17 protein-coding genes are annotated in these 19,916 nt (G+C 72.8%); 12 read left to right on the top strand and 5 right to left on the bottom strand.

Annotated features, from left to right (window positions below; translation table 11 throughout):
- Positions 1-30: 30 nt before the first annotated feature.
- The 5 genes from ACIRGB_RS10250 to ACIRGB_RS10230 are packed head-to-tail and all read left to right on the top strand — an operon-like array spanning position 31 to position 4,703.
- The gene (locus ACIRGB_RS10250) at positions 31-927 is read left to right on the top strand and encodes an STAS domain-containing protein (RefSeq protein WP_403861181.1); all 897 of its coding nucleotides are present in this window, start codon (positions 31-33) and stop codon (positions 925-927) included.
- Complete coding sequence (locus ACIRGB_RS10245) at positions 924-1,349, top strand: STAS domain-containing protein (RefSeq protein WP_403861178.1); 426 nt, start codon at positions 924-926, stop codon at positions 1,347-1,349. The genes ACIRGB_RS10250 and ACIRGB_RS10245 overlap by 4 nt, the downstream gene beginning before the upstream one ends.
- On the top strand, positions 1,349-1,792 hold the full coding sequence (locus ACIRGB_RS10240; RefSeq protein ID WP_403861175.1) for an anti-sigma regulatory factor: 444 nt from the start codon (positions 1,349-1,351) through the stop codon (positions 1,790-1,792). Before ACIRGB_RS10245 ends, ACIRGB_RS10240 begins: the two co-directional genes overlap by 1 nt.
- Positions 1,789-2,862: a SpoIIE family protein phosphatase gene (locus ACIRGB_RS10235; RefSeq protein ID WP_403861172.1), complete on the top strand. Its 1,074-nt coding sequence runs from the start codon at positions 1,789-1,791 to the stop codon at positions 2,860-2,862. The genes ACIRGB_RS10240 and ACIRGB_RS10235 overlap by 4 nt, the downstream gene beginning before the upstream one ends.
- Positions 2,859-4,703 (top strand): PP2C family protein-serine/threonine phosphatase, encoded by a 1,845-nt coding sequence (locus ACIRGB_RS10230; protein ID WP_403861169.1) that lies wholly within the window; start codon positions 2,859-2,861, stop codon positions 4,701-4,703. Before ACIRGB_RS10235 ends, ACIRGB_RS10230 begins: the two co-directional genes overlap by 4 nt.
- Here the strand turns inward: ACIRGB_RS10230 and ACIRGB_RS10225 are convergent.
- The 4 genes from ACIRGB_RS10225 to ACIRGB_RS10210 all read right to left on the bottom strand — a co-directional run bounded on the left by ACIRGB_RS10225 (position 4,632) and on the right by ACIRGB_RS10210 (position 10,740).
- On the bottom strand, positions 4,632-6,581 hold the full coding sequence (locus ACIRGB_RS10225; protein ID WP_403861166.1) for an alkyl/aryl-sulfatase: 1,950 nt from the start codon (positions 6,579-6,581) through the stop codon (positions 4,632-4,634). The two genes, ACIRGB_RS10230 and ACIRGB_RS10225, sit on opposite strands and share 72 nt — an antisense overlap.
- On the bottom strand, positions 6,578-7,927 hold the full coding sequence (locus ACIRGB_RS10220; RefSeq protein ID WP_403861162.1) for an MFS transporter: 1,350 nt from the start codon (positions 7,925-7,927) through the stop codon (positions 6,578-6,580). Before ACIRGB_RS10220 ends, ACIRGB_RS10225 begins: the two co-directional genes overlap by 4 nt.
- A 72-nt stretch (positions 7,928-7,999) precedes the next feature.
- The gene (locus tag ACIRGB_RS10215) at positions 8,000-9,169 is read right to left on the bottom strand and encodes an acyl-CoA dehydrogenase family protein (RefSeq protein ID WP_403861160.1); all 1,170 of its coding nucleotides are present in this window, start codon (positions 9,167-9,169) and stop codon (positions 8,000-8,002) included.
- Between the two features lie 14 nt (positions 9,170-9,183).
- The gene (locus ACIRGB_RS10210) at positions 9,184-10,740 is read right to left on the bottom strand and encodes a long-chain fatty acid--CoA ligase (RefSeq protein ID WP_403861157.1); all 1,557 of its coding nucleotides are present in this window, start codon (positions 10,738-10,740) and stop codon (positions 9,184-9,186) included.
- A gap of 115 nt (positions 10,741-10,855) precedes the next feature.
- Here ACIRGB_RS10210 and ACIRGB_RS10205 point away from each other — a divergent pair, with 115 nt between their 5' ends.
- The 7 genes from ACIRGB_RS10205 (at position 10,856) to ACIRGB_RS10175 (ending at position 18,157) form a co-directional block, all read left to right on the top strand.
- Positions 10,856-11,500: a TetR/AcrR family transcriptional regulator gene (locus ACIRGB_RS10205; RefSeq protein WP_403861154.1), complete on the top strand. Its 645-nt coding sequence runs from the start codon at positions 10,856-10,858 to the stop codon at positions 11,498-11,500.
- A gap of 94 nt (positions 11,501-11,594) precedes the next feature.
- Positions 11,595-12,779 carry a serine hydrolase domain-containing protein gene (locus tag ACIRGB_RS10200; RefSeq protein WP_403861151.1) on the top strand — a complete coding sequence of 395 codons (1,185 nt, stop codon included), beginning with the start codon at positions 11,595-11,597 and terminating at the stop codon, positions 12,777-12,779.
- 136 nt (positions 12,780-12,915) lie between these two features.
- The gene (locus ACIRGB_RS10195) at positions 12,916-13,107 is read left to right on the top strand and encodes a ferredoxin (RefSeq protein WP_403861148.1); all 192 of its coding nucleotides are present in this window, start codon (positions 12,916-12,918) and stop codon (positions 13,105-13,107) included.
- A gap of 79 nt (positions 13,108-13,186) precedes the next feature.
- The gene (locus ACIRGB_RS10190) at positions 13,187-14,773 is read left to right on the top strand and encodes an ABC transporter substrate-binding protein (RefSeq protein WP_403861145.1); all 1,587 of its coding nucleotides are present in this window, start codon (positions 13,187-13,189) and stop codon (positions 14,771-14,773) included.
- Positions 14,770-15,720 (top strand): ABC transporter permease, encoded by a 951-nt coding sequence (locus ACIRGB_RS10185; protein WP_403861142.1) that lies wholly within the window; start codon positions 14,770-14,772, stop codon positions 15,718-15,720. The genes ACIRGB_RS10190 and ACIRGB_RS10185 overlap by 4 nt, the downstream gene beginning before the upstream one ends.
- Positions 15,717-16,577, top strand: coding sequence for an ABC transporter permease subunit (locus tag ACIRGB_RS10180; RefSeq protein WP_403861139.1), 861 nt, complete (start codon positions 15,717-15,719; stop codon positions 16,575-16,577). Before ACIRGB_RS10185 ends, ACIRGB_RS10180 begins: the two co-directional genes overlap by 4 nt.
- A complete protein-coding gene (locus ACIRGB_RS10175) occupies positions 16,574-18,157 on the top strand; it encodes an ABC transporter ATP-binding protein (protein WP_403861136.1) in 1,584 nt (527 codons plus the stop codon). The genes ACIRGB_RS10180 and ACIRGB_RS10175 overlap by 4 nt, the downstream gene beginning before the upstream one ends.
- Before the next feature lie 62 nt (positions 18,158-18,219).
- Here ACIRGB_RS10175 and ACIRGB_RS10170 read toward each other — a convergent pair whose 3' ends face one another.
- The gene (locus tag ACIRGB_RS10170) at positions 18,220-19,860 is read right to left on the bottom strand and encodes a (2,3-dihydroxybenzoyl)adenylate synthase (protein ID WP_403861133.1); all 1,641 of its coding nucleotides are present in this window, start codon (positions 19,858-19,860) and stop codon (positions 18,220-18,222) included.
- Positions 19,861-19,916: the final 56 nt, after the last annotated feature.

Raw genomic sequence — 19,916 nt, 5'->3', positions numbered from 1 at the left:
GGACACAGGACAGGACACAGCAGGGAGACGATGCAGGTGGCGGAGCACGACACGGCCCAGGAGACGGCGCAGGAGCTGGGCGCCTTCCTGGAACGCCGACGCGAGCAGATCGCCCAGCGATGGGCGGACGCCGCGCTGTTCCGCACGGTCTTCACCGTCTCGAGGGACGAGGCGGTCGAAGCGTGCAAGGCCGTGGTGGACGCTCTGGCGGACGTGGCCCGCACCGGACGGCTGGAGGACGTCACGGCGCCCGGTTTCGGCGCCGTGAGAGACCAGTTGGGGCGGATGTCCGCCTCCCGGAGCCGGGCCGGCCAGTCCCCGTCGCAGATCGCCGAGGAGGTCGCCGGCCTGCGCGAGCCGGTCGGCGTGCTGCTGCGGGCCGACTTCGAGGAACGCTCCGCCGAGCAGGCGGACGCCTGCCTGCTGGCGCTGACGGTCCTCATGGGCACGCTCCGCCTCGTGGTGATGCAGACGACCGTGCACGCCGGCGAGGAGCTGATCGCCCGCCAGCGCGAGCAGCTGCTGGAGGTCGCGACCCCGGTCATCCAGCTGTGGGAGGGCATCGTCGCCGTGCCCCTGATCGGCACGCTGGACAGCGCCCGCAGCCAGGTCGTGATGGAGAACCTGCTGGACGCGATCGTGGCCCAGCGGGCCCGGTACGCCATCCTCGACATCACCGGTGTGCCGACCGTGGACTCGCTCGTGGCACAGCACCTGATGAAGACCGTCGCCGCGGCCCGCCTGATGGGGGCCGAATGCATCGTCTCCGGAATCCGTCCCGCGATCGCCCAGACCATAGTCCACCTCGGCATCGACCTCGGGTCGATCACCACACGCGCCTCCCTGGCCGACGCCCTCGCGCACGCCCTCACCCGGCAGGGCATCGTCGTCTCCCCCCGTGCGGTCGGGGGAGCGAGCGCGCGGTGACCGGGTTCTCACCCTCCCCGTGGGGGCCGGTGCACGTGCCGGTGCTCGCGCTGGGGGACGTCCTGCTGGTCACGTTGCAGGGAGAACCGCACGACGGGGCGGCCGAACAACTGCAGGACGACGTGGCCCACCGCATCGCCTCCAGCGCGGCACCGGTGGGAGGCGTGGTGATCGACATCTCCGGCGTGGAGATCGTCGACTCCTTCCTCGGCCGCGTCCTGGCCGAGATCGCGGCGGCCGCGAGCCTGCTGGCCACCCGCACGGTCCTGGCCGGGATGCGCCCGGCCGTGGCCATCACCCTCGTCGAGCTGGGTCTGACCCTGCCCGGCCTGGTGACGGCTCTGGACGTCGAAGCGGCCCTGTCCCTGTTGGGACGAGCCCCTCTGTCCGCTCCCCACGTTCACCCGGAAGGGGGTGCGTGATGCATGCCCCATCCGCCTCGACGACACGTCTGCACATCGGTTCGGACGCGGACCTGGCCTGGGTTCGTCACGAAGTACGCCAGGCCGCGGCCGGCCTCGGCTTCAGCCTGGTCCAGCAGACGAAGCTGGTGACCGCGGCCAGCGAACTGGCCCGCAACACCCTCGTGCACGGCGGCGGCGGACACGTGGAGATGACACACCTCGACGACGGCGCCCGCCGCGGACTGCGGCTGTCCTTCACGGACGAGGGCCCCGGAATCCCGGACCTGGAGCTGGCCATGACCGACGGATACACCTCCGGCGGCGGCCTGGGCCTGGGCCTGAGCGGAGCCAAGCGGCTCGTCCAGGAATTCACCCTCGACAGCCGTCCCGGACAGGGCACCACCGTCACCATCACCGACTGGGCCACCGCCCTCCCCTCCGCCCGTACGGGCGGATCATGAGCAGGGTCTGGGACATTCCGCTCCAGGACAGCACCCGGGTCCGGGACGCCCGCGTGGCGGCGGAGGCCGCCTGCGCCGCCAGCGGCATGGACGCGCACTCCACGGCGGTCGCCGCCCTGGTGGCCACCGAACTCGCCACCAATCTAGTCAAACACGCCAACGGCGGACGCATCATCATCAACCTGACCGGCCCCGCCGACACCTTCGCGGAGGCCGTGCCGCAGGTGCAGATCATCTCGCTCGACCACGGCCCCGGCATCGACGACATCCAGGCGACCCTGCGGGACGGCTACACCACCTCCGCCGTCTCCCTCGGCGCCGGCCTGGGCACCTGCCTGCGCATGGCGGGCGACTTCGACCTCCACAGCCTGCCGGGCCGAGGCACCGTGGCCATGGCGCGCATCGGCCCGTCGGTGGCATCCGCCGGCCGCCGGTCCCGGCCGGTCCGCTCCGCCAAGGGAGCCCGGGCCGGGGGAGTCAACACCTCCCTCGCCCACGCCGAGCACTCCGGAGACTCCTTCGCCTGGGTGCGCTCGGGCCCGCGGCTCACCCTGATGCTCGCGGACGGCCTCGGGCACGGCGAAGCGGCGGCCCGGGCGTCCACCGCCGCCGTCAACGCGCTGCACGGAACCGCCGACCGGCCACCGGCCGAGATCCTCAGGCAGCTGCACGCCGCCCTGCACGACACGCGGGGCGCGGCCGTCGGCGTGGCCCAGCTCGACGAGAGCAGGGGCCGGCTCTCCTTCGCCGGCATCGGCAACACCGGCGCCCGGCTGCGCACCGGCGGCTCCTGGCACTCCCTCACGTCCCACCCGGGCATCGTCGGAGCGCACTTCCCCGCCCGGGTCCCCCTGCACGAGCAGGCGTGGCAGGTGGACAGCCTGCTCGTCCTGCACAGCGACGGGCTCCCCAGCCGGTGGGAGCCGCTGTACGACCCCGAACTCCAAGCCCACGACCCGGCCCTGGTGGCCGCGGTCGTCCTGCGGGACGCCGGCAGCGCGGCTCGCCCCCTGCGTGACGACACCAGCGTGGCCGTACTGGCCCCCGGACCCGGGGACGGACCTCCATGACCGTGACTTCCGACGCCTGGAAGGTCGTGTCCGTCACAGACGCGGCCTGGGTACGCGCCGCCCTCGCGCACGTCGTCACCGCGGGCCGGACGCCCGCACTCGCACGTGCCCGGTTCCTCACCGCCCTGACCACGCGACTGCGCCACTGCGTCGGCCAGGGCGGCGAGTGGGAAGTCGGCCTCCACATCCGGCAGGCCACCGCCGGACGGGAGGGCGAACTCACGGTCCGGCTCCGGCCGATCGCCCAGCCCGACGCCGACCGGCGGGACGAACCCCCGCTCGTCTGCCCCCTGCCCCACGGGCCGGTCCGGACCCGTCCCGGCCGTCGACCGCCGCTGTCCGAGGCGCTCTGGCACGCGGACGACACCACCTCGGCCGTGCTGGACCAGCTGAACGAGCAGACGAGTCTCGCCGAGATGTACCGGCAGGAACTGCACCAGACCAACCAGGGCGTCCTGGCGCTGCACTCCGATCTCGCCGCCGCCGCGCTGGCCCAGCGCGACCTGTTCCAGTCCGAGCGAGCCGCACATGCCGAGGCCGAACGGGCCCGGCGCCTGCTGACCTTCCTCGCCGACGCCAGTGCCACCATCACCGCGTCACTCAGCCACAGCGCCATTCTCGGGTGCCTGTCCGACCTGCTGGTACCGGAGTACGCGGCAGAACTCGACGTCTGGCTCTTCGACAAGGACAGGCCCGAAGGCGCCCGCGGCGTGCGGGGGCACGCGGCGGCCGCGGTGGTCGCCGCACGAACGGGCCGCCCCCAGCACGCCGCGGCCCAGCCCGGGAACCAGCCCGGCATCCAGGACCTCCCGCCCTCCGCGCTGTCCACCGACCGGCCGCTGCTGGCCGTCCCGCTCGCGGCACACGACCTGCTCGGTGTCCTGACCCTCACCGCCCCAGGCCCCCGCTTCGACCCCGACACCTCGCTGATGCTGGTCGAGCTGGCCCACCGCGTCGCCATCGCCCTGGACAACGCCCGCCGCTACGAGCAGTACCGCGTCACCGCCGAAACCCTGCAACAAGCCCAGCTCACGGACCTGCCCGACGCGCCCGGCCTCCTGATGACCGCGCGCTACCTCCCCGCGACCCAGGGGCTGAACATCGGAGGCGACTGGTACGACGTCTTCCACCAGCCCGACGGCAGCCTGCTGGCCGTCATAGGAGACGTCACCGGCCACGGACTCCGGGCCGCCGTCGTCATGGGCCAGCTCCGTACCGCACTGCGCGCCTACGCCGTCGAGGACGGCACCCCCGGCGAGATCCTCACCCGACTGCACCGCATGCTGCGGCACCTGCAACCCGATCTCTACGCCACGGCGGTGATCGCCAGGCTCCGGCCGGGCCGCTCCGACGTGGTCTGGGCATCGGCCGGACACCCGCCCCCCGTCGTGCGCGACGCCGACGGCACCGCACGGGTCCTGGACACCAAACCGGGCATCATGCTCGGCGTCCCCGTCGCGCACACCTACGCCGACCAGAGGGCCGAACTGCCGCCGGGCTCATCCCTGCTGCTGTACACCGACGGCCTGGTCGAACGCCGGTCGCGGGGGCTGGACGGCGGCATCGAGACCCTCGGCCGGCTCCTGGCCGCGGTGAGCACGCACGACCTGGAGCGGGACATGGACGCCGCCGCCGACAACCTCCTCACCTCCCTCCTGCACGACTCCGAACGCGACGACGACGTCTGCCTGCTGCTCTGCCACAGCCGGGAAACCGCGGGCCGGGAGGCCGCGGGAGCGACCGACGGCGGGCACGAGGCCCGGCGGTCATCAGGAGGGCGTGACGACGGGGAAGCGGCGGTCCGGCGTGTCCAGGACCGACAGGAGCTGCGTCAGCTGTGAGCCGTCACCCGTCATGGTGATGCCGTCGGTGCCCTGGCCCGCGAGCAGCGCGAGCAACTGCGCCTTGGTCATCGTCATGGTCAGCGCCGCGTCAGGGGCGGGGCTCGCGTCGCTGGTCCAGGTGAGCACACCGTTGGCGAGCCGAAGGTGCCAGTAGGCATCGCCGATGTGCCAGTCGAGGGTGAGACGCAGCGACCAGGCGGCGGGTCCGTCGACCCGTACGGCCAGACCGTCGACGAGCTGTCCGACCGTCAGGGCCCGGTGCAGATCGGGTCCCGTGGTGGGCTTGGGAACCTGCCTGATCCCGTGCAGGAGCTCCTGGGCACCGGTGAGGTAGAAGTTGCGCCACACGGCGTTCTCGGCGGCCCGGCCCAAGCGTAGGTAGAGCAGGGCGAGTTGCTGCTTCGCCCTGCTGTCGGCCGGGTCGTTGAAGACGGCGTGGTTGAGGAGCGTCACGGCGAAGCGCAGGTCGCCCCGGTCGCTGTAGTGCCGGGCACGTGCCCGTACGGCGGCCTGCCCGCCGAGGGACTCGACCCACCGCCGCGCCTCCTCGGCCGGCGGGTGCTCCCACAGGTGCGCCGGGTTGGCGTCGAACCAGCCCATGTACCGCTGGTACACGGCCTTGACGTTGTGGCTGAGGGAGCCGTAGTAGCCACGGTTGGCCCACACCTGCTCCAGTTGCGGCGGGAGGCGGAGGCTCTCCGCGATCTCGGTGCCGTTGAGGCCCTTGTTGATGAGGCGGACGGTCTGGTCGTGCAGATAGCCGTAGAGGTCCCGCTGCCGGGTGAGCAGGGCGACGATGCCGTCGTTGCCCCAGGTGGGCCAGTGGTGGGAGGCGAAGGCCACATCGGCCGCGCCCGCGTAGAGGCCGATCGACTCCGTCAGGTATCCCGCCCAGGCGTGCGCGTCGCGGACCTGGGCGCCGCGCAGGGTCAGGATGTTGTGCATCGTGTGGGTGGCGTTCTCGGCCATGCACACCGCCCGCAGATCGGGGAGGAGGAAGTTCATCTCCTCCTGGCACTCGGTGCCCGGAGTCAGCTGGAAACGGAACCTCACTCCGTCGAGGACGACCTCCTGCCCGGTGGCCTCGATGGAGCGGGTGGGCGGTATCAGTCCGACGGTGCCGGTGGAGACCGCCAGCCCGAGGCCGCAGCCGACCTGGCCGGCGGGTCCGGTGGGCAGACTGGAGCCGTACATGTAGCCCGCGCGGCGGGACATGGCGGGACCGGCGTAGACGTTCTCGCTGACCGCGTGCTCCATGAAACCCCGCGGCGCGAGAACGGGTGTGCCTTCGGCGCCGTCGGGCAGGACGCCCCGGCAGCCGCCGAAGTGGTCGACGTGGGGATGGGTGTAGATCAGGGCCTTGACCGGGCGGTTCCCGCGGTGGGCGTGGTACAGCCGCAGGGCCGCGGCCGCGGTCTCCGCGGAGGTCAGGGGGTCGATGACGATGACGCCGGTGTCCCCCTCGACGAGGGTCATGTTGGACAGGTCCAGGCCGCGGACCTGGTAGATCCGCTCCGTGAGCTCGTAGAGCCCCTGGCGGGACAGCAGCCTGGCCTGGCGCCAGAGGCTCGGGTCGACGGTCGCGGGCGGGGCGTCGGTGGCGTCGGCGAGGAAGCGGTGGGCGTCGGGGTCCCAGGCGGTGCCGCCGGAGGGCGTGGCGATCGGTCCGCCGGTGTACGCGGCGACGAACCCACGGTCGGCGTCGGCGAAATCGCTGCGGTCGTCGTAGGGGAGATCCCCGGTGTGGGTGGGGGAGGGGGTTCCGGCCGGCTGGAGGCCGGGGGACGCCTCGGACGCGTGCGGGTTCAGCGGCACGGTCGCCGCGGCGGCGCCCGCCGCGGCGGCGACGAAGCCACGCCGGTTCATCGGATTCATGGGTGTGCACCCTTCTCGGGGTCGGTCGTGAGGTGGAGCAGGCCGAGCCGTCGCGCGTCCTGCTCCGGCCGGATGGCGGCGATGGCCGAGGCGCCCGCCAGCAGCATCACCGCCGCCGCGATGAGGAACGCGGTCGTGTAGCCGAAGGACGCGTTGTCCGCCGCGTCGATGAGGTGGCCGGTGACGAAGGGCGCGATCAGGCCGGGGAGGGTGCCCGTCGCGGCGACGATGCCGAAGACGGCACCGCGCTGGGCCGCGGGAACGACCTCCGCGACGGTCACGTAGTGCAAGGGGATCGCGACGGCGACCGTGCCGAAGGCCACCCCGATGAGCAGCAGGCGGGCGACGTCGCCGTCGGTGAAGGGAAAGGCGGCCATGGCACAGCCGGCGACACAGACCGAGGCGCCCTGAGCGGCACCGCTGGACCAGCGGCTGGACACTCCGCGTGCCTTGAGGGCGTCCATGAGCGGCGAGACGGTCAGCAGCAGGACGAGGCTGAGGGCGGAGATGCCGCTGATGGCGGTCGCCACCGTCTGCGGGCCCAGACCGAGCTGGGTCCTGAGGTAGGCGGGCAGCCAGGCGTGGGCCAGCGCGAGGGCCCAGGCGGCTCCGAAGGCGCCGGCGATGCTGCCCAGCGTGGTGCCGGTGAGCAGCAGCCGGCGGTACGGCAGGTGTTCCACGGGCCGTGGGTCGTCGGTTCGTGGCGGACGGGTCTCGTCGTACGGCCCGTCGTGGCCCGTGCGCCACCACACCAGCGCCCACAGCAGGCTGACCACGGCCAGGACGGCGTACGCCGACCGCCATCCGAGATCCGTGATGAGCCAGGTGAGTACGGGCGCGGAGACCAGCGTGCCGATCGCGGCGCCGCCGATCTGCAGGGCCGAGGGCAGCCCGCGCCGCTCGGGCGGGAACCACTTGTACAGCGCGTGCATGGACATCGAGGCCGCCGGGCCTTCCGCGACGCCCAGCAGGACACGGCCCGCGATCAGGGTCGGGACCGCCGCCACGGCCAGCACCGGCAGCTGGGCGACCGCCCACAGCAGCGCCATGACGAAGAGCATGGTCCTGCTGGAGACACGGGAGGAGAAGAATCCGACGACGAGTCCGGACAGGCTGAACAGCAGGTAGAAGGAGCTGGAGATCAGCCCGTAGGTGCTGTTGCTGAGGTGCAACTCGTCCATGATCGGGACGGCGGCGAGGCCGAGGACCGACTTGTCGGCGAAGTTGATGACCATGAAGGTGACGATCATGGCCGTCACCAGCCAGGCCCGGCGGCGGTCGAGCGGACGGGCGGCGGGCCGACGCGCCGAGCGGTCGGCGGGCGGCGCGGAGGGTTGGGGTGCCATGGTGACTCCTGCGGATGCGGGCCGAGCAGGCCCCGGGGAGGGCCGGCTCGGACGGCCGCCCCGGGGCGCCGGTCAGACGAGTGCCTTGACGATGGCGTTCTTGTGGATCTCGGTCGTGCCGGTGACGATCCGGAACATGCGCAGGGACCGGAAGATCTGCTCCACCTCGTGACCGCGGGTCAGGCCGTCCTTGCCGTGGATCTGCACGGCCTGGTCCGCCGTGCGGAAGCAGGCCTCGGCGGTGAACAGCTTGCACATGTTCGCCTCCACCGCGATGTTCTCGCCGCGGTCGGCCTTCGCGGCGGTGGCGAGGACCATCGACCGGGCCGCGTACAGGTCGGTGGCCATGTCGGCGAGCTTGTGCTGGATGGCCTGGAGCGCGAGCAGCGGCTGCCCGAACGCGACCCGGGTCTTGGCGTGGGCGACGGACAGGTCCCAGGCGCGCCGGGCGGCACCGATCAGGGAGGGACAGTGGAGCAGCCGGTTGAGGGTGATGCGGCCGATGCCGATGCGCAGCCCCTCGCCGACCTCCCCGAGCAGGTTCCCGACGGGGACGCGGCAGTCCTCGAAGACCAGGTCGCCCTCCATTTGCTGGCCCGACATGGGCACGGCGCCGTCCAGGACACGGCAGCCGGGGGTGACCAGATCGACGAGGAAGGCGCTGTACGTCTCCTCGCTGTCCGCCATCCGGGCGACGACCACCGCGAAGTCGGCGAACGGGGCGGCGGAGCTGAACACCTTGTGCCCGTTCAGCACGTAGGAGTCGCCGTCGCGCGTCGCGGTGGTCCGCATGCGGCGTACGTCCGAACCGGCGTCCTGCTCGGTGAGGGAGAAGCAGCAGGCGCGCTCACCCCGCACCACCGGGAGGAGATAGCGTTCCCGTTGCTCGTCGGTGGCGTACTTCACGATCGCGCCGACGCGCAGCGGTCCGCCCATGTCGCCGAGGACCGAGTGGGACAAGGCCGCCCCGGAAGCGGTGAGTTCCTCCTTCAGAGCACACAGTTCGGTGAAGTTCAGTCCCTGGCCGCCGAGTTCCGGCGGCAGGCTGATGCCGTAGAAGCCCAGTTCGGCGCTGCGTTTCCAGACGCCTTCCAGGGTGGGCCGGTCGAGCTTGCTCTCGGGGGTGATCCCGTGCGCCCGCTCGTAGGGGAGGAGTTCGTCGGTCAGATAGGCGCGCAGCCGGTCGACCAGTTCCTCCAGGCGGGGGTTGTCGTCGTAGCGGGGAGTGAGGGTGTAGGGCATGGGGTGTTCCTTGTTCAGTGGACGCGGCGCTCGGCGCCGGACCAGTAGGTGTCGCGTATCGCGCGGCGGTCGATCTTGCCGTTGGGGTTGTGGGGCAACGCGGCGACGACGTCCACGGAGCGGGGCTTCTTCATGCGTGCCAGGCGCGCGGCGCAGAAGGCGGTCAGTTCCTCCGCGTCGACCGTGACCCCGGCCCGCGGGACGACGACGGCCTTGACCGCCTCGCCCCACTGCTCGTCGGGCACTCCCACCACCGCGGCCTCGAAGACGCCGGGGTGCTGGTGGAGGACGGATTCGACCTCGACGGCGTAGATGTTGAAACCACCGGAGATGATCATGTCCTTCTTGCGGTCGACGATGAAGACGTAGCCGTCCGGGCGTCGCCGCGCCAGGTCGCCGGTGAGGAACCAGCCGTCGCGGAAGCTCCGCGCGGTCAGGTCCGGCTCGTTGTGGTAGCCGGGAACGACGTCGGGCCCGCGGACGGCGATCTCGCCGATCTCGCCGTCCGCCACCGGGACGCCGCTGTCGTCGACGATCCGCACCTCGGCCTCGGCGAGCGGGCGGCCGCAGGACAGCAGCAGTTCCTCGTCCTCGCCCTCGACGGCACGGCGGTGGTCCTCCGTGGAGAGGAACAGCACGCCGGAGGTCGTCTCGCCGCAGCCGTAGCCCTGGCTGAGCACGGGGCCGAAGAGGTCCCAGGCCGCCCGGACCCGGGCCGGTGACATGGGCGCCGCGCCGTAGAGCAGATGGCGCAGACTGGAGAGGTCGTAGTCGCGGGCGTTCTCCAGCGCGAGGACGGTGTTGACCATCGTCGGGACCAGGAACGCGTGGGTGGCACGTTCGCGTTCCACGGTGGCGAGGAACTCCGCGGCGTCCCAGCGCGGCAGCACGACGGCGCATCCGCCGGCGAAGAAGATGCCCATGAGCGGCATGCCGGAGGCGTGGGTGACGGGCCCGGCGAGGATCTGCCGGTCGCCCGCCCCGACCCGGGTGGCCTGGTTCATCACCGACTTGCGCAGCAATGCCAGCCGATTGCCGTACGTCTGCACGGCCGCCTTGAGTTTCCCGGTGGAGCCCGAGGTGAAGTGCAGGACGGCGATGTCGTCCTCGGCGCACTCCACGTCGACCGCCTCGCGGGCGGTGGCCGCGAGGGTCTGGGCGTAGCCGGGACCCAGGTCGGCGGGGCCGTCGTAGCCGATGACGGCTTTCACGCCGGAACCGGGTACCGCCCGCCGTGCCGTGTCCAGGTGTGCGGCATCGGTGAGCAGGACGCGGGCGTCGGACTCCCGCAGGAGATGGGCGACTTCGTCGTCGCCGAGGCGGGCGTTGACCGGCGCCCGGGCCAGACCGGCCTTGTAGAGCGCCACCTCCGTGACGACCAGCTCCGCGCGGTTGGCCGCGAGCGTCGCCACGCGCTCCCCCCGGCTCAGGCCCATCCCGGTGAGCGCGGCCGCCAGCCGGTCGCTGTGGTCATCGAGTTCCGCATAGGTCAGCCGGACCGGCCCGCACACCACCGCCTCCGCGTCCGGGTGGTGCTCGGCTGTCCGGCGTACGTAACGCCCGAGGTTCATCGCCCCTCCTCAGAGTTCCTGAACAATCTGTTCAGTATCAATCTCGCTGTCGGGCAACGTACGGGCAGCGCTAGGGTCGGGTCAACGGTCGTGACGAGAAGGAATCGAAGTGGACATGAAGCCCGAAGACCGCCGTGTCCGGCGGACGCGCGCCGCGCTCCGCCGGGCCCTGGTCGAACTGGTGCTGGACAAGGGGTTCCAGGCCATCACCGTCGAGGAGATCACCGAGCGGGCCGACATCGGCCGGGCCACCTTCTACGCGCACTACCGGGACAAGGAGGATCTGCTCGTCGGCATCGTCCGCGACCTCGCCCAGGACCGCGAGCGTCTGCTGCCGGCCGTTCGCCAGGCGCACGCCCAGGGCTTCACCGGCCTGCCGGTGAAGTACATCTTCGAGCACGCCACCCGAGAGCGGGACGTCTACCGGGTGATCCTGCGCGGTGAGGGCGACGGGCGGGCGCTGCGGGAGTTCACCGAACTCATCCGCACGCACGCCGAGATGGCCTTCCGCGACCGGGCGGAGCAGCTCGGCGTGGAGCCGAGGATCCCGCTCGGCATCGTCGCCCGCGCCTGGACCGGCGAACTCGTCTCGGTGCTGGGCTGGTGGGTCGAGAACGACACGGGCTACACCGCCGAGCAGATCACCGCCCACCTGCGGGACCTGTCGGTCTACGGAAGGGTCTGGGCCACGGGCCTGACCCCGGTGGACGCTCCCGGTGCCGTCGACCTCCCCGGCGGGTCGGGCGCCGGACCCCGGTAGTCACCACCGGCCGGTCGCACCCTTCCTCCGTTACTGAACAGCATGTACGGTATCGGTCTCGTGATGGACTGATCCCGAACGAGCGGAGCGACACGTGACCGGTACGGACTCACTGGCCGACCTCGTCTGGGCCCGAGGATTCACGGACTCGGCCTGGGCACGACGACACACGACGGCAGGCCGGGAGATCATGCCCAGCCGTCGCGTCTGGCGGGGCCCGGGCGGCCCCGGCGACCTGCCCGCCGCGCCACCCGGCGCCCTCGACGGCCTCAGTGTCACCGGCTCCCACGGACGTACTCTCACGCTGTCGGAACTGCTCGCCGAGGCCGAGACGGACGCCCTGCTCGTGCTGCACCGGGGCAGGCTCGTCCACGAGCGGTACCTGCACGGCTACGAGGCCCACGTCCCGCACTTCAACGCCTCGGCCGCCAAGTCCTACCTCGGCCTGCTGGCGGCGACCCTCGCCCACGAAGGGCACCTCGACCGCCGCGCCCGGGTCGCCAGCTACGTGCCCGAACTCTCCGGCACCGCCTTCGGAGACGCGCAGGTCGACCACCTGCTGCACATGGGCACGCGGATGAGCTACGCCGGCCGCCCGTACGACAAGGCCCTGGAGGCACAGCGCTACTTCGCCGTCCTCGCTCCACGGCTGCGCCCCTACGGCTACTCGGGACCCGCGACCATCCGCGAACACCTTGCCACCGCCAGGGCCACGGGCGAGCCGGGTACGGAGTTCCGCTACGAGAACGGCAACGTCGAGGCGCTCGCCGAGGTCCTGCGACGGATCACCGGCCTCAGCACCTCGGCGCTGATGTCCGAGATGATCTGGTCCCGCATCGGGGCGGAGGAGGACGCCTACTACCTCGTCGACGCGGACGGGGCCGAGGCGGCCTGCGGCGGCTTCAGCGCCACCGCCCGCGACGTGGCCCGCCTGGGTGAACTCGTCCGCTGCGGCGGGGCCGTCGGCGACCGCCAGATCCTGCCGGAAGCCGTGACCGCCCTCGTCGAGGGCGTCCCCGACGGCTACCCGCGCCGCGTACGCCTCCCCGCGGCACCGCCCGACTCGCCGGCCACCCTCTCGTACCACGACCTGTGGTGGATCCTGAACGACCCCTACGGGTCCTTCATGGCCAGCGGCATCCACGGCCAACGCCTGTTCGTCTCACCCGCCCTGGACCTGGTCGTCGTCCACTACGCCTCCCAGGTGGTCTCCCCGGCGGTCCCTCAGGTCCCGCTCGTGCAGGCGTTCCTCGCGATCGGCAGGCACCTCAACGGGTAGGGCACGCGCCGAGGGCGTGCCGGCGGCGGGTTCGCGGGGGCCCACTCGACGGAGTAGTTGAATATGGATGTCGTTTGCTATTAACGTCTGACCGTCACATGTCGGCCGCGGGCGCGGCCGCAGGGGAGGGGCCCTCATGGGAGTCGGCGTTGAGCGGGACCGGTGTGTCGGGGCGGGGCAGTGTGTGCTCGCCGCGCCGGGCGTCTTCGACCAGGACGAGGCGGACGGCCTCGTGCGCGTCCTCGCCGAGAGCCCTTCCGCGGCCGCGTCGGACGCCGTGCGCGCGGCCGTGCGGGCCTGCCCGTCCGGAGCTCTCACCCTGCGATAGCCGTGCCTGGTTCAGCTCCGCAGAACTCCCCAGAACTCCGCGGAACCTCGTAGATCGTCACAGAACGTCAAGGAGAAGCATGTCCAGACAGATCGACCGCCGCGCCTTCCTCCGTCGCGGCGCCGCCGGTGCTGCGGCTCTGGCGGTGGGACCCGGCCTGCTGGCGGCGTGCTCCACCGACGAGCCGGGTGCCGTCGGCAAGGCGGGATCAGGTTCCTCGCCCCGTTCGGGCGGCACGCTGCGGGCCGCCTTCGTCGGCGGCGGTGCCTCGGAGACGCTCGACTTCTTCAACGGCCCCTCCGCACTCGATCTAGTACGCGCCCGGGCCTGGCACGGCACCCTGGGCAACCTCGATCCCAGCGGCCCCGACGGGGTGCGCTACGGCGTCCTCAAGGGGATCGACATCTCCGACGACCTGTCGGCCTACACCCTGCACGTGCGGCCCGGCGTCCGCTTCACCGACGGCTCCCGGCTGACCTCCGCCGACGTGCTGCACTCGCTCGGCGCGCTCGCGGCCAGGAGCAAACTGCCCGTCTACCGGCTCGCCGCCGCCAACTTCGACCTCGCGCGCGCCCGGGCCGACGGGGACCTGAAGGTCGTCCTGCCCACCCTGCGGCCCATCGCCGACGGCCGTCTCATCCTCTGCCAGGGCAACTTCCTCGTCGTCAAGGACGGCACCGAGACCTTCCGCAAGGGCATGCCCAGTTGCGGTCCCTTCCGGCTGACCGAGTTCACCGCCGGGCAGGGCTCGGCGTTCGAGCGCTACGACGACCACTACGGTCACGTGCCCCACCTCGACGGCCTGGAGCTGCGGTCGATCGCGGACTCGACGGCCAGGGCGGGGGCGCTCACGGGCGGCGAGATCGACTTCGCGCACGACCTGTCGCCGGTCACCGCGCGCACGCTCGCGGGCGAGGCGAAGGTCGAACTGGCCCCCACGAAGATCCCCTACCTGGTCGGTCTCTCCTTCCAGCTGAACATGAGCGCCAAGCCCTTCGACGACCCGCGGGTGAGGGAGGCGTTCAAACTTGCGGTCGACCGCGAGGCCATGGTGCGGACCGTGTTCCACGGCAACGCCGAGATCGGCAACGACCTGCCCTCCATGGGCTTTCCCGACTACGCCGACGGCATCCCCCAGCGCGCCCACGATCCCGAGCGGGCCCGCGAACTCCTCAAGGAGGCCGGGGCCGACGGGACGAAGGTCCAGCTGACCACCGGCCCCGAGACGCCCGGCATGGTGGAGATGGCCACGCTCTTCGTCGAGGACCTGAAGAAGATCGGTGTACGCGCGTCCGTCCGCGAGCTGCCCGCCGGTCAGCTCTACGCCGACTTCCCCGCGTACTCGGCGCTGCCGCTGGCCGGTTCGTACCAGATGCCCATTCCCGCGCTGTCGACCTACCAGATGAACACCGCGGGCGGATCACCGTCCGCCTTCGGCTGGAAGGAGTCCGAGACCGACGCCCTGGTGACGAAGGCACGCGCCGAGAGGGACCAGGAGCAGGCGAAGAAGCTGGGCACGCGGGCCCAGCGCACGCGTTGGGAAGAGGGCAACCAGGTGCTGCCGGTCTTCAAACCGAATCTGAACGCCCAGGCCATGGGGGTCCAGGGGATACGGGACGACCTCTTCGAGCAGTTCCCCGGCTTCTCCCGGGCGTCGCTGGCGTGAAGCTGCTCGCCTTCACCGCCCGTCGCCTCGCGGGGGCCGCCGTCCTGCTCGTCCTGCTGTCGGCGGCGGTGTTCGCGGCCACGGCGGTCCTGCCCGGGGACGCGGTCAGCGCCGTCGCCGGCGTGGACGCCTCCGAGACGCAACGCGCCGAAGTCCGGGCCGACCTGGGGCTGGACCGGCCCGCGGCCGAGCGGTACGCGCACTGGGCCGCGGGCGCCGTCCGAGGGGACCTGGGCCGCGGCTTCGTGGGGGAGAGGCCGGTGACCGACGTCCTCGCCACCCGCCTGCCCAACAGCCTGCTCCTCGCCGGGCTGACGCTCGCGGTCACCGCGCCGCTCGCCGCCCTGCTCGGTCTGTGGACGGGTCTGCGCGGCGGCGGCGCCGACCGCGTCGTCTCGACGTCCGCCCAGATCCTGGCCGCCGTACCGGAGTTCGTCGTCGCCGCGCTGCTCGTCGCGGTACTGGCGGTGTGGCTCGAGGTGCTGCCGCGGGTCTCCGTCATCCCGCTGGGAGGCACGCCGCTCGACGTCCCGCACGCGCTGGTCCTGCCCGTACTGACGCTCAGCGCGGTCGGTCTCGCGGTGGCCACCAGGCTGCTGCGGGCCTCCGTCGCGGACACCGCGGCCACCCCGTACTGCGAAGCCGCCCGGCTCAACGGCGTGCGCGGCGTGCGCCTCGCGGTGCGCCACATTCTGCCCAACGCGGCAGGACCGGCCGTGCAGGCGCTCACCCTCACCACGGGCGCCCTGGTCGGCTCCGCGGTGGTGGTGGAGAACGTCTTCGACTACCCGGGCATCGGCCGGGAACTGCAACTGGCCGTCGCGGCGAGGGACGTGCCGATGGTGCAGGGCATCGCCACCGCCCTGGTCGCGGTGATGCTCGCGGTGCTGCTGCTCGGCGACCTCTGCGCACGCCTGCTGGGGGCACGGGAGGGGAACGGACGATGACGACGGTTCTGACACCACCGCGGAGGCGGGCACGCCCGAGCCGGTCAAGCACGCCCGGCCGCCGCCGACCCCCGTTCATCACCGGGGCGGTCACGCTGCTCGTGCTCCTCCTCGCGCTCCTGGGCCCGCTGGTCGCGCCGCACAGCCCCACCGCACAGCTCGCCGCACCCTTCCAGCAACCGGACGGACAGTTCCTCCTCGGCACCGACGTGCTGGGCAGGGACGTGGCGAGCCGGGTGCTCGGCGGCGGGCGCACCCTCGTCCTCACCGCGCTGGCGGGCACGGCGGCGGCCGGCGCCGTCGGGCTGACCGCCGGTGTCCTGGCGGCCCTGGTCTCCCGCCGGCTGGGCGACCTGACGATCCGCTGCCTGGACGCCCTCGCCGTCCTCCCCGCCCTGCTGGTCGTCCTCGTCCTGGCCGCCGGCTTCCCCGGCAGCGACGCCGCCCTCGTGGCCGCCGTCGCCCTGGCCACCGCCCCGTTCTCCGCCCGGGTGCTGCGGGCCGCGGCGGACACGGTACTGACCAGCGGATACGTCGAGGCCGCGGTGGCCAGGGGTGACACCCGGCGGGCGGTGCTGCGCCACGACGTGCTGCCCAACATCGCCGGACCGGCCCTTATGGACACCGCGCTGCGCCTGGTCGCCGCACTGCACCTCACCGCCACCGCGGGCTTCCTGGGCCTCGGGCAGGGAGGTGCGGCGCCCGACTGGGGACGCATGGTGAGCGAGAACGTCCCCGGGGCGACACTGGCCGCCGCGCCCTTCCTCGCTCCGGCCCTGTTGCTCGTACTGCTCTCCGTCTGCGTCGGCCTGCTGGCCGGACGGCTGGCGGACACGCTGGGAAGGGGAGCCGCATGACCGGCGACGTGACCCCCCGTCCGCCAGGGGCGGACCCGCTCGCCGAGATCAGCGGCCTGTCCCTCGGCCCCGTGGCCGGCGGCCCGCCCGTCCTGCACGACGCCCACCTGTCACTGCGCCGCGGGCGGGTCCTGGGCATCGTCGGCAGGTCGGGTTCCGGCAAGAGCAGCCTGGCGTACAGCCTGCTCGGGCAGGTCCGACCCGGCCTGGAGGTCCGCGCCGGGACCGCCCGGGTGGCCGGCCTCGACCCGTTCACCCGCCCCGGCGCACGCGAGCTGCGGGGGCGCGTGGTGTCGTACCTGGGGCAGGACCCCGCCTCCTCGCTCAACCCCGCACTCCGGATCGGCACGCAGATCGCCGAGGCGGTGCGCCTGCGCTCGTCCGCGAGGCGTGCGCACGAGGTCCGCTCGCGCGTCGGCGCACTGCTGAGGTCCGTACGGCTCCCGGCCGACCGGGCGTTCCTGCGACGGCTGCCGCGGCAGGTGTCGGGCGGGCAGGCCCAGCGTGTGGCCCTCGCCATCGCCCTGGCGGGTACGCCCAGCCTCCTCGTCCTCGACGAGCCCACCAGCGGTCTGGACACGGTCCTGGCGGACGGGATGCGGGACCTGCTGGCCGAAGCCCTGTCCGACGGGGACCGCGCCGCGCTGCTCGTCAGCCACGACCCCGGGTGGATCGCCTCCGTGGCGGACGAGGTGATCCGCCTGGAACGAGGCCGGATCGTCGACGCCGGGACACCCTGGGCGCGGCTGCCCGCCCCGCGCCCGGCCACGGCCTCCCCGGCCGACGGCCCCGGACCGGAGAGCGCCGGGAGCAGCGGTCCCGACGGAGCCCTGTCCGTGCGCGGGCTGGACGCCGGGCACGGGCGCGGGCCCGTGCTGCACGACATCTCGCTCACCGTCCCGGCAGGCTCCTGCACCGCCGTCGTGGGCCCCTCGGGTTCAGGGAAGACCACCCTCGCCCGGTGTCTCGCCGGGCTTCACCGGCCCGCGCGGGGGAGCGTCGCGTGGCGGGAGGCGGACGGCGCGGAGCCTGGGCGGGCGGCGCCCGTGCAACTCGTCGCGCAGGACGCCCGCGGCGCCCTCAACCCCCGGGAATCCGTGCGCACCGCGCTCCTGCGCCCCCTCACGGGTGTGCGGCGCCGTTCCGCCGACGAAGCCGCCCGCGAAGCCGTGCGGCTGCTCGGCCTGGTCGGACTGGACGCGGACGTGCTGGCCCGCCGGCCGGGGGAGTTGTCCGGGGGCCAGCGCCAACGCGTCGCGCTGGCCCGGACGCTGGCGGCCGGGCCACGCGTCCTGGTCTGCGACGAGATCACCTCCGCGCTGGACCCGGAGACGGCGAGCGGGGTCCTGGACCTGCTGGACTCGCTGCGGCACACGCTGGGACTGACGGTCGTGATGGTGACGCACGACCTGACGGCCGCCGCCCGCCACGCGGAGCGGGTGGTCGTCCTGGACGCGGGACGCGTGGTCGAGGCCGGTGCCGTGGACCGGGTGCTGGGGGCCCCGGAGCACCCCGTCACCAGGGAACTGCTCGCCCACACCGCCGGTGCCGTGGTCGCCGTACCGGATCAGCGGCGGTGAAGGGCCGCTTACGGCCGAGGGGAGGAGCGGCCCCATCACGGGGCGCTCCTCCGCGCCGCGCCCTACGGACGGGGCAACCGCCGTGCCAGCGCCGCCTTGTCGACCTTCCCGACCGCGGTGAGCGGCAGAGCGGGAACCGGCACCACCTCGTCCGGAGCCTTGTATCCGGCGAGTCCGCGCTCCTTGAGGTGGGCGGCGACCTCCCGGGGGCCCGGAGCCGTACCCGCACAGACGACGAAGGCGACCGACCGCTCGCCCCACCGCTCGTCCGGCACACCGACCAGCGCCGCCGCCGTGATCGCGGGATGCGTCAGCAGCTGTTCCTCCACCTCGACGGCGGCGATCTTTTCGCCGCCGCGGTTGATCTGGTCCTTGATCCGCCCCACCACCACGAGGTGACCGGACGTCAGGCGCCGCACCACGTCGCCGGACCGGTAGTAGCCGTCCGGGGTGAACGCGGTGCGGTTGTGCTCCTCGGCGCGGTAGTAGCCACGCAGCGTGTATGGGCCACGGGTGAGCAGCTCCCCCGCCGTACCGTCCGGCACGGGCCTGCCGTCGGCGTCCACCACGAGCACCTCGTCGTCCGGCGAGACGGGCCGCCCCTGGGTGGCGCAGACCAGGTCCTCGGGGTCGTCGAGGCGGGTGAGATTGATCAGGCCCTCCGCCATGCCGAAGACCTGCTGCACGGTCACCCCGAGCGCCGGGCCGAGCCGGCGCGCGTGGTCCTCGGGCAGCCGCGCACCGCCGACCTGCACCACCGAGAGGCTGCCGAGGTCCCAGGAACCGGACGCGGCCTCGTCCATCCAGTGGGGGACCAGCGGCGGGGTCAGCGAGGTCAGGGTCACGCCCTCCCGCTCGACGAGCGCGAACGCCGTCTGCGGGCTGGGGTCGGGCGCGACGACGACGGTTCCCCCGGCCAGCAGGGTGCCCAGCACACCCGGGCAGGCGAACGTGAAGTTGAACCCGAGGGGAAGCACCGCCAGGTACACGGTCCGCGCGTCGACCGCGCAGACCTCCGCACAGGCACGCGCGTTGTAGGAGTAGTCGTCGTGTGTGCGCGGGATGAGTTTCGGGAGTCCCGTGGTGCCGCCGGACAGCAGCAGGAGGGCGACATCGGCGGCCTCCGCTCCGCCGTCGTCGCCGGATTCCTGACCGGACGCGGACGACGCGTCCGTCCGCAGCGTCTCGAAGGAGACGAAGCCTTCGTCGGACCCCGGGTCCCCGACCACCACGACGTGCCGCAGCGCACCGTCCGGACCCTGCTCCGCCCGTACCTCGCGCATCAGTTCGCGGTGGTCGAACCGGGCGTGCCGGTCGGGCACCACGCAGGCGACGGCCCCCGCCACGCGCACCAGGTGGCCGATCTCCCGGCGCCGGTGTCCCGGCATGGCGTGCACCGGGACCGCACCGAGCCGCTGGAGCCCGAACCAGACGAGCAGGAACTCGGCGCGGTTGGGGAGCTGGACGACCACGCGGTCACCCCGCCCGATCCCGAGCCCGCGCAGTCCGCGCGCGACGCGGTCGGCCTCGGCGTCCAACTCCGCACAGGTCCACCGCCGGTCGCCGTCGACCAGGGCGACATGTCCGCCGCAAGCGGCCGCAAGAGCGCGCAGCCGGGCGCCGAAGGTCACCCCCTGCCAGTGTCCGGCGGCTCGGTAGCGCGCCGACTCGGCCTCGGACCAGGTCCGTTGAGTCTCGGTCATGGGGCTCTGCCTCTCATTGCCGGGCCTCAGGCTCTGGCGCCGAGTCCCGTCGTGTG

The organism is Streptomyces sp. NPDC102490, from assembly GCF_044765285.1.
Lineage (GTDB): Bacteria > Actinomycetota > Actinomycetes > Streptomycetales > Streptomycetaceae > Streptomyces.
This window is presented reverse-complemented; position numbering and strand designations above follow the sequence as displayed.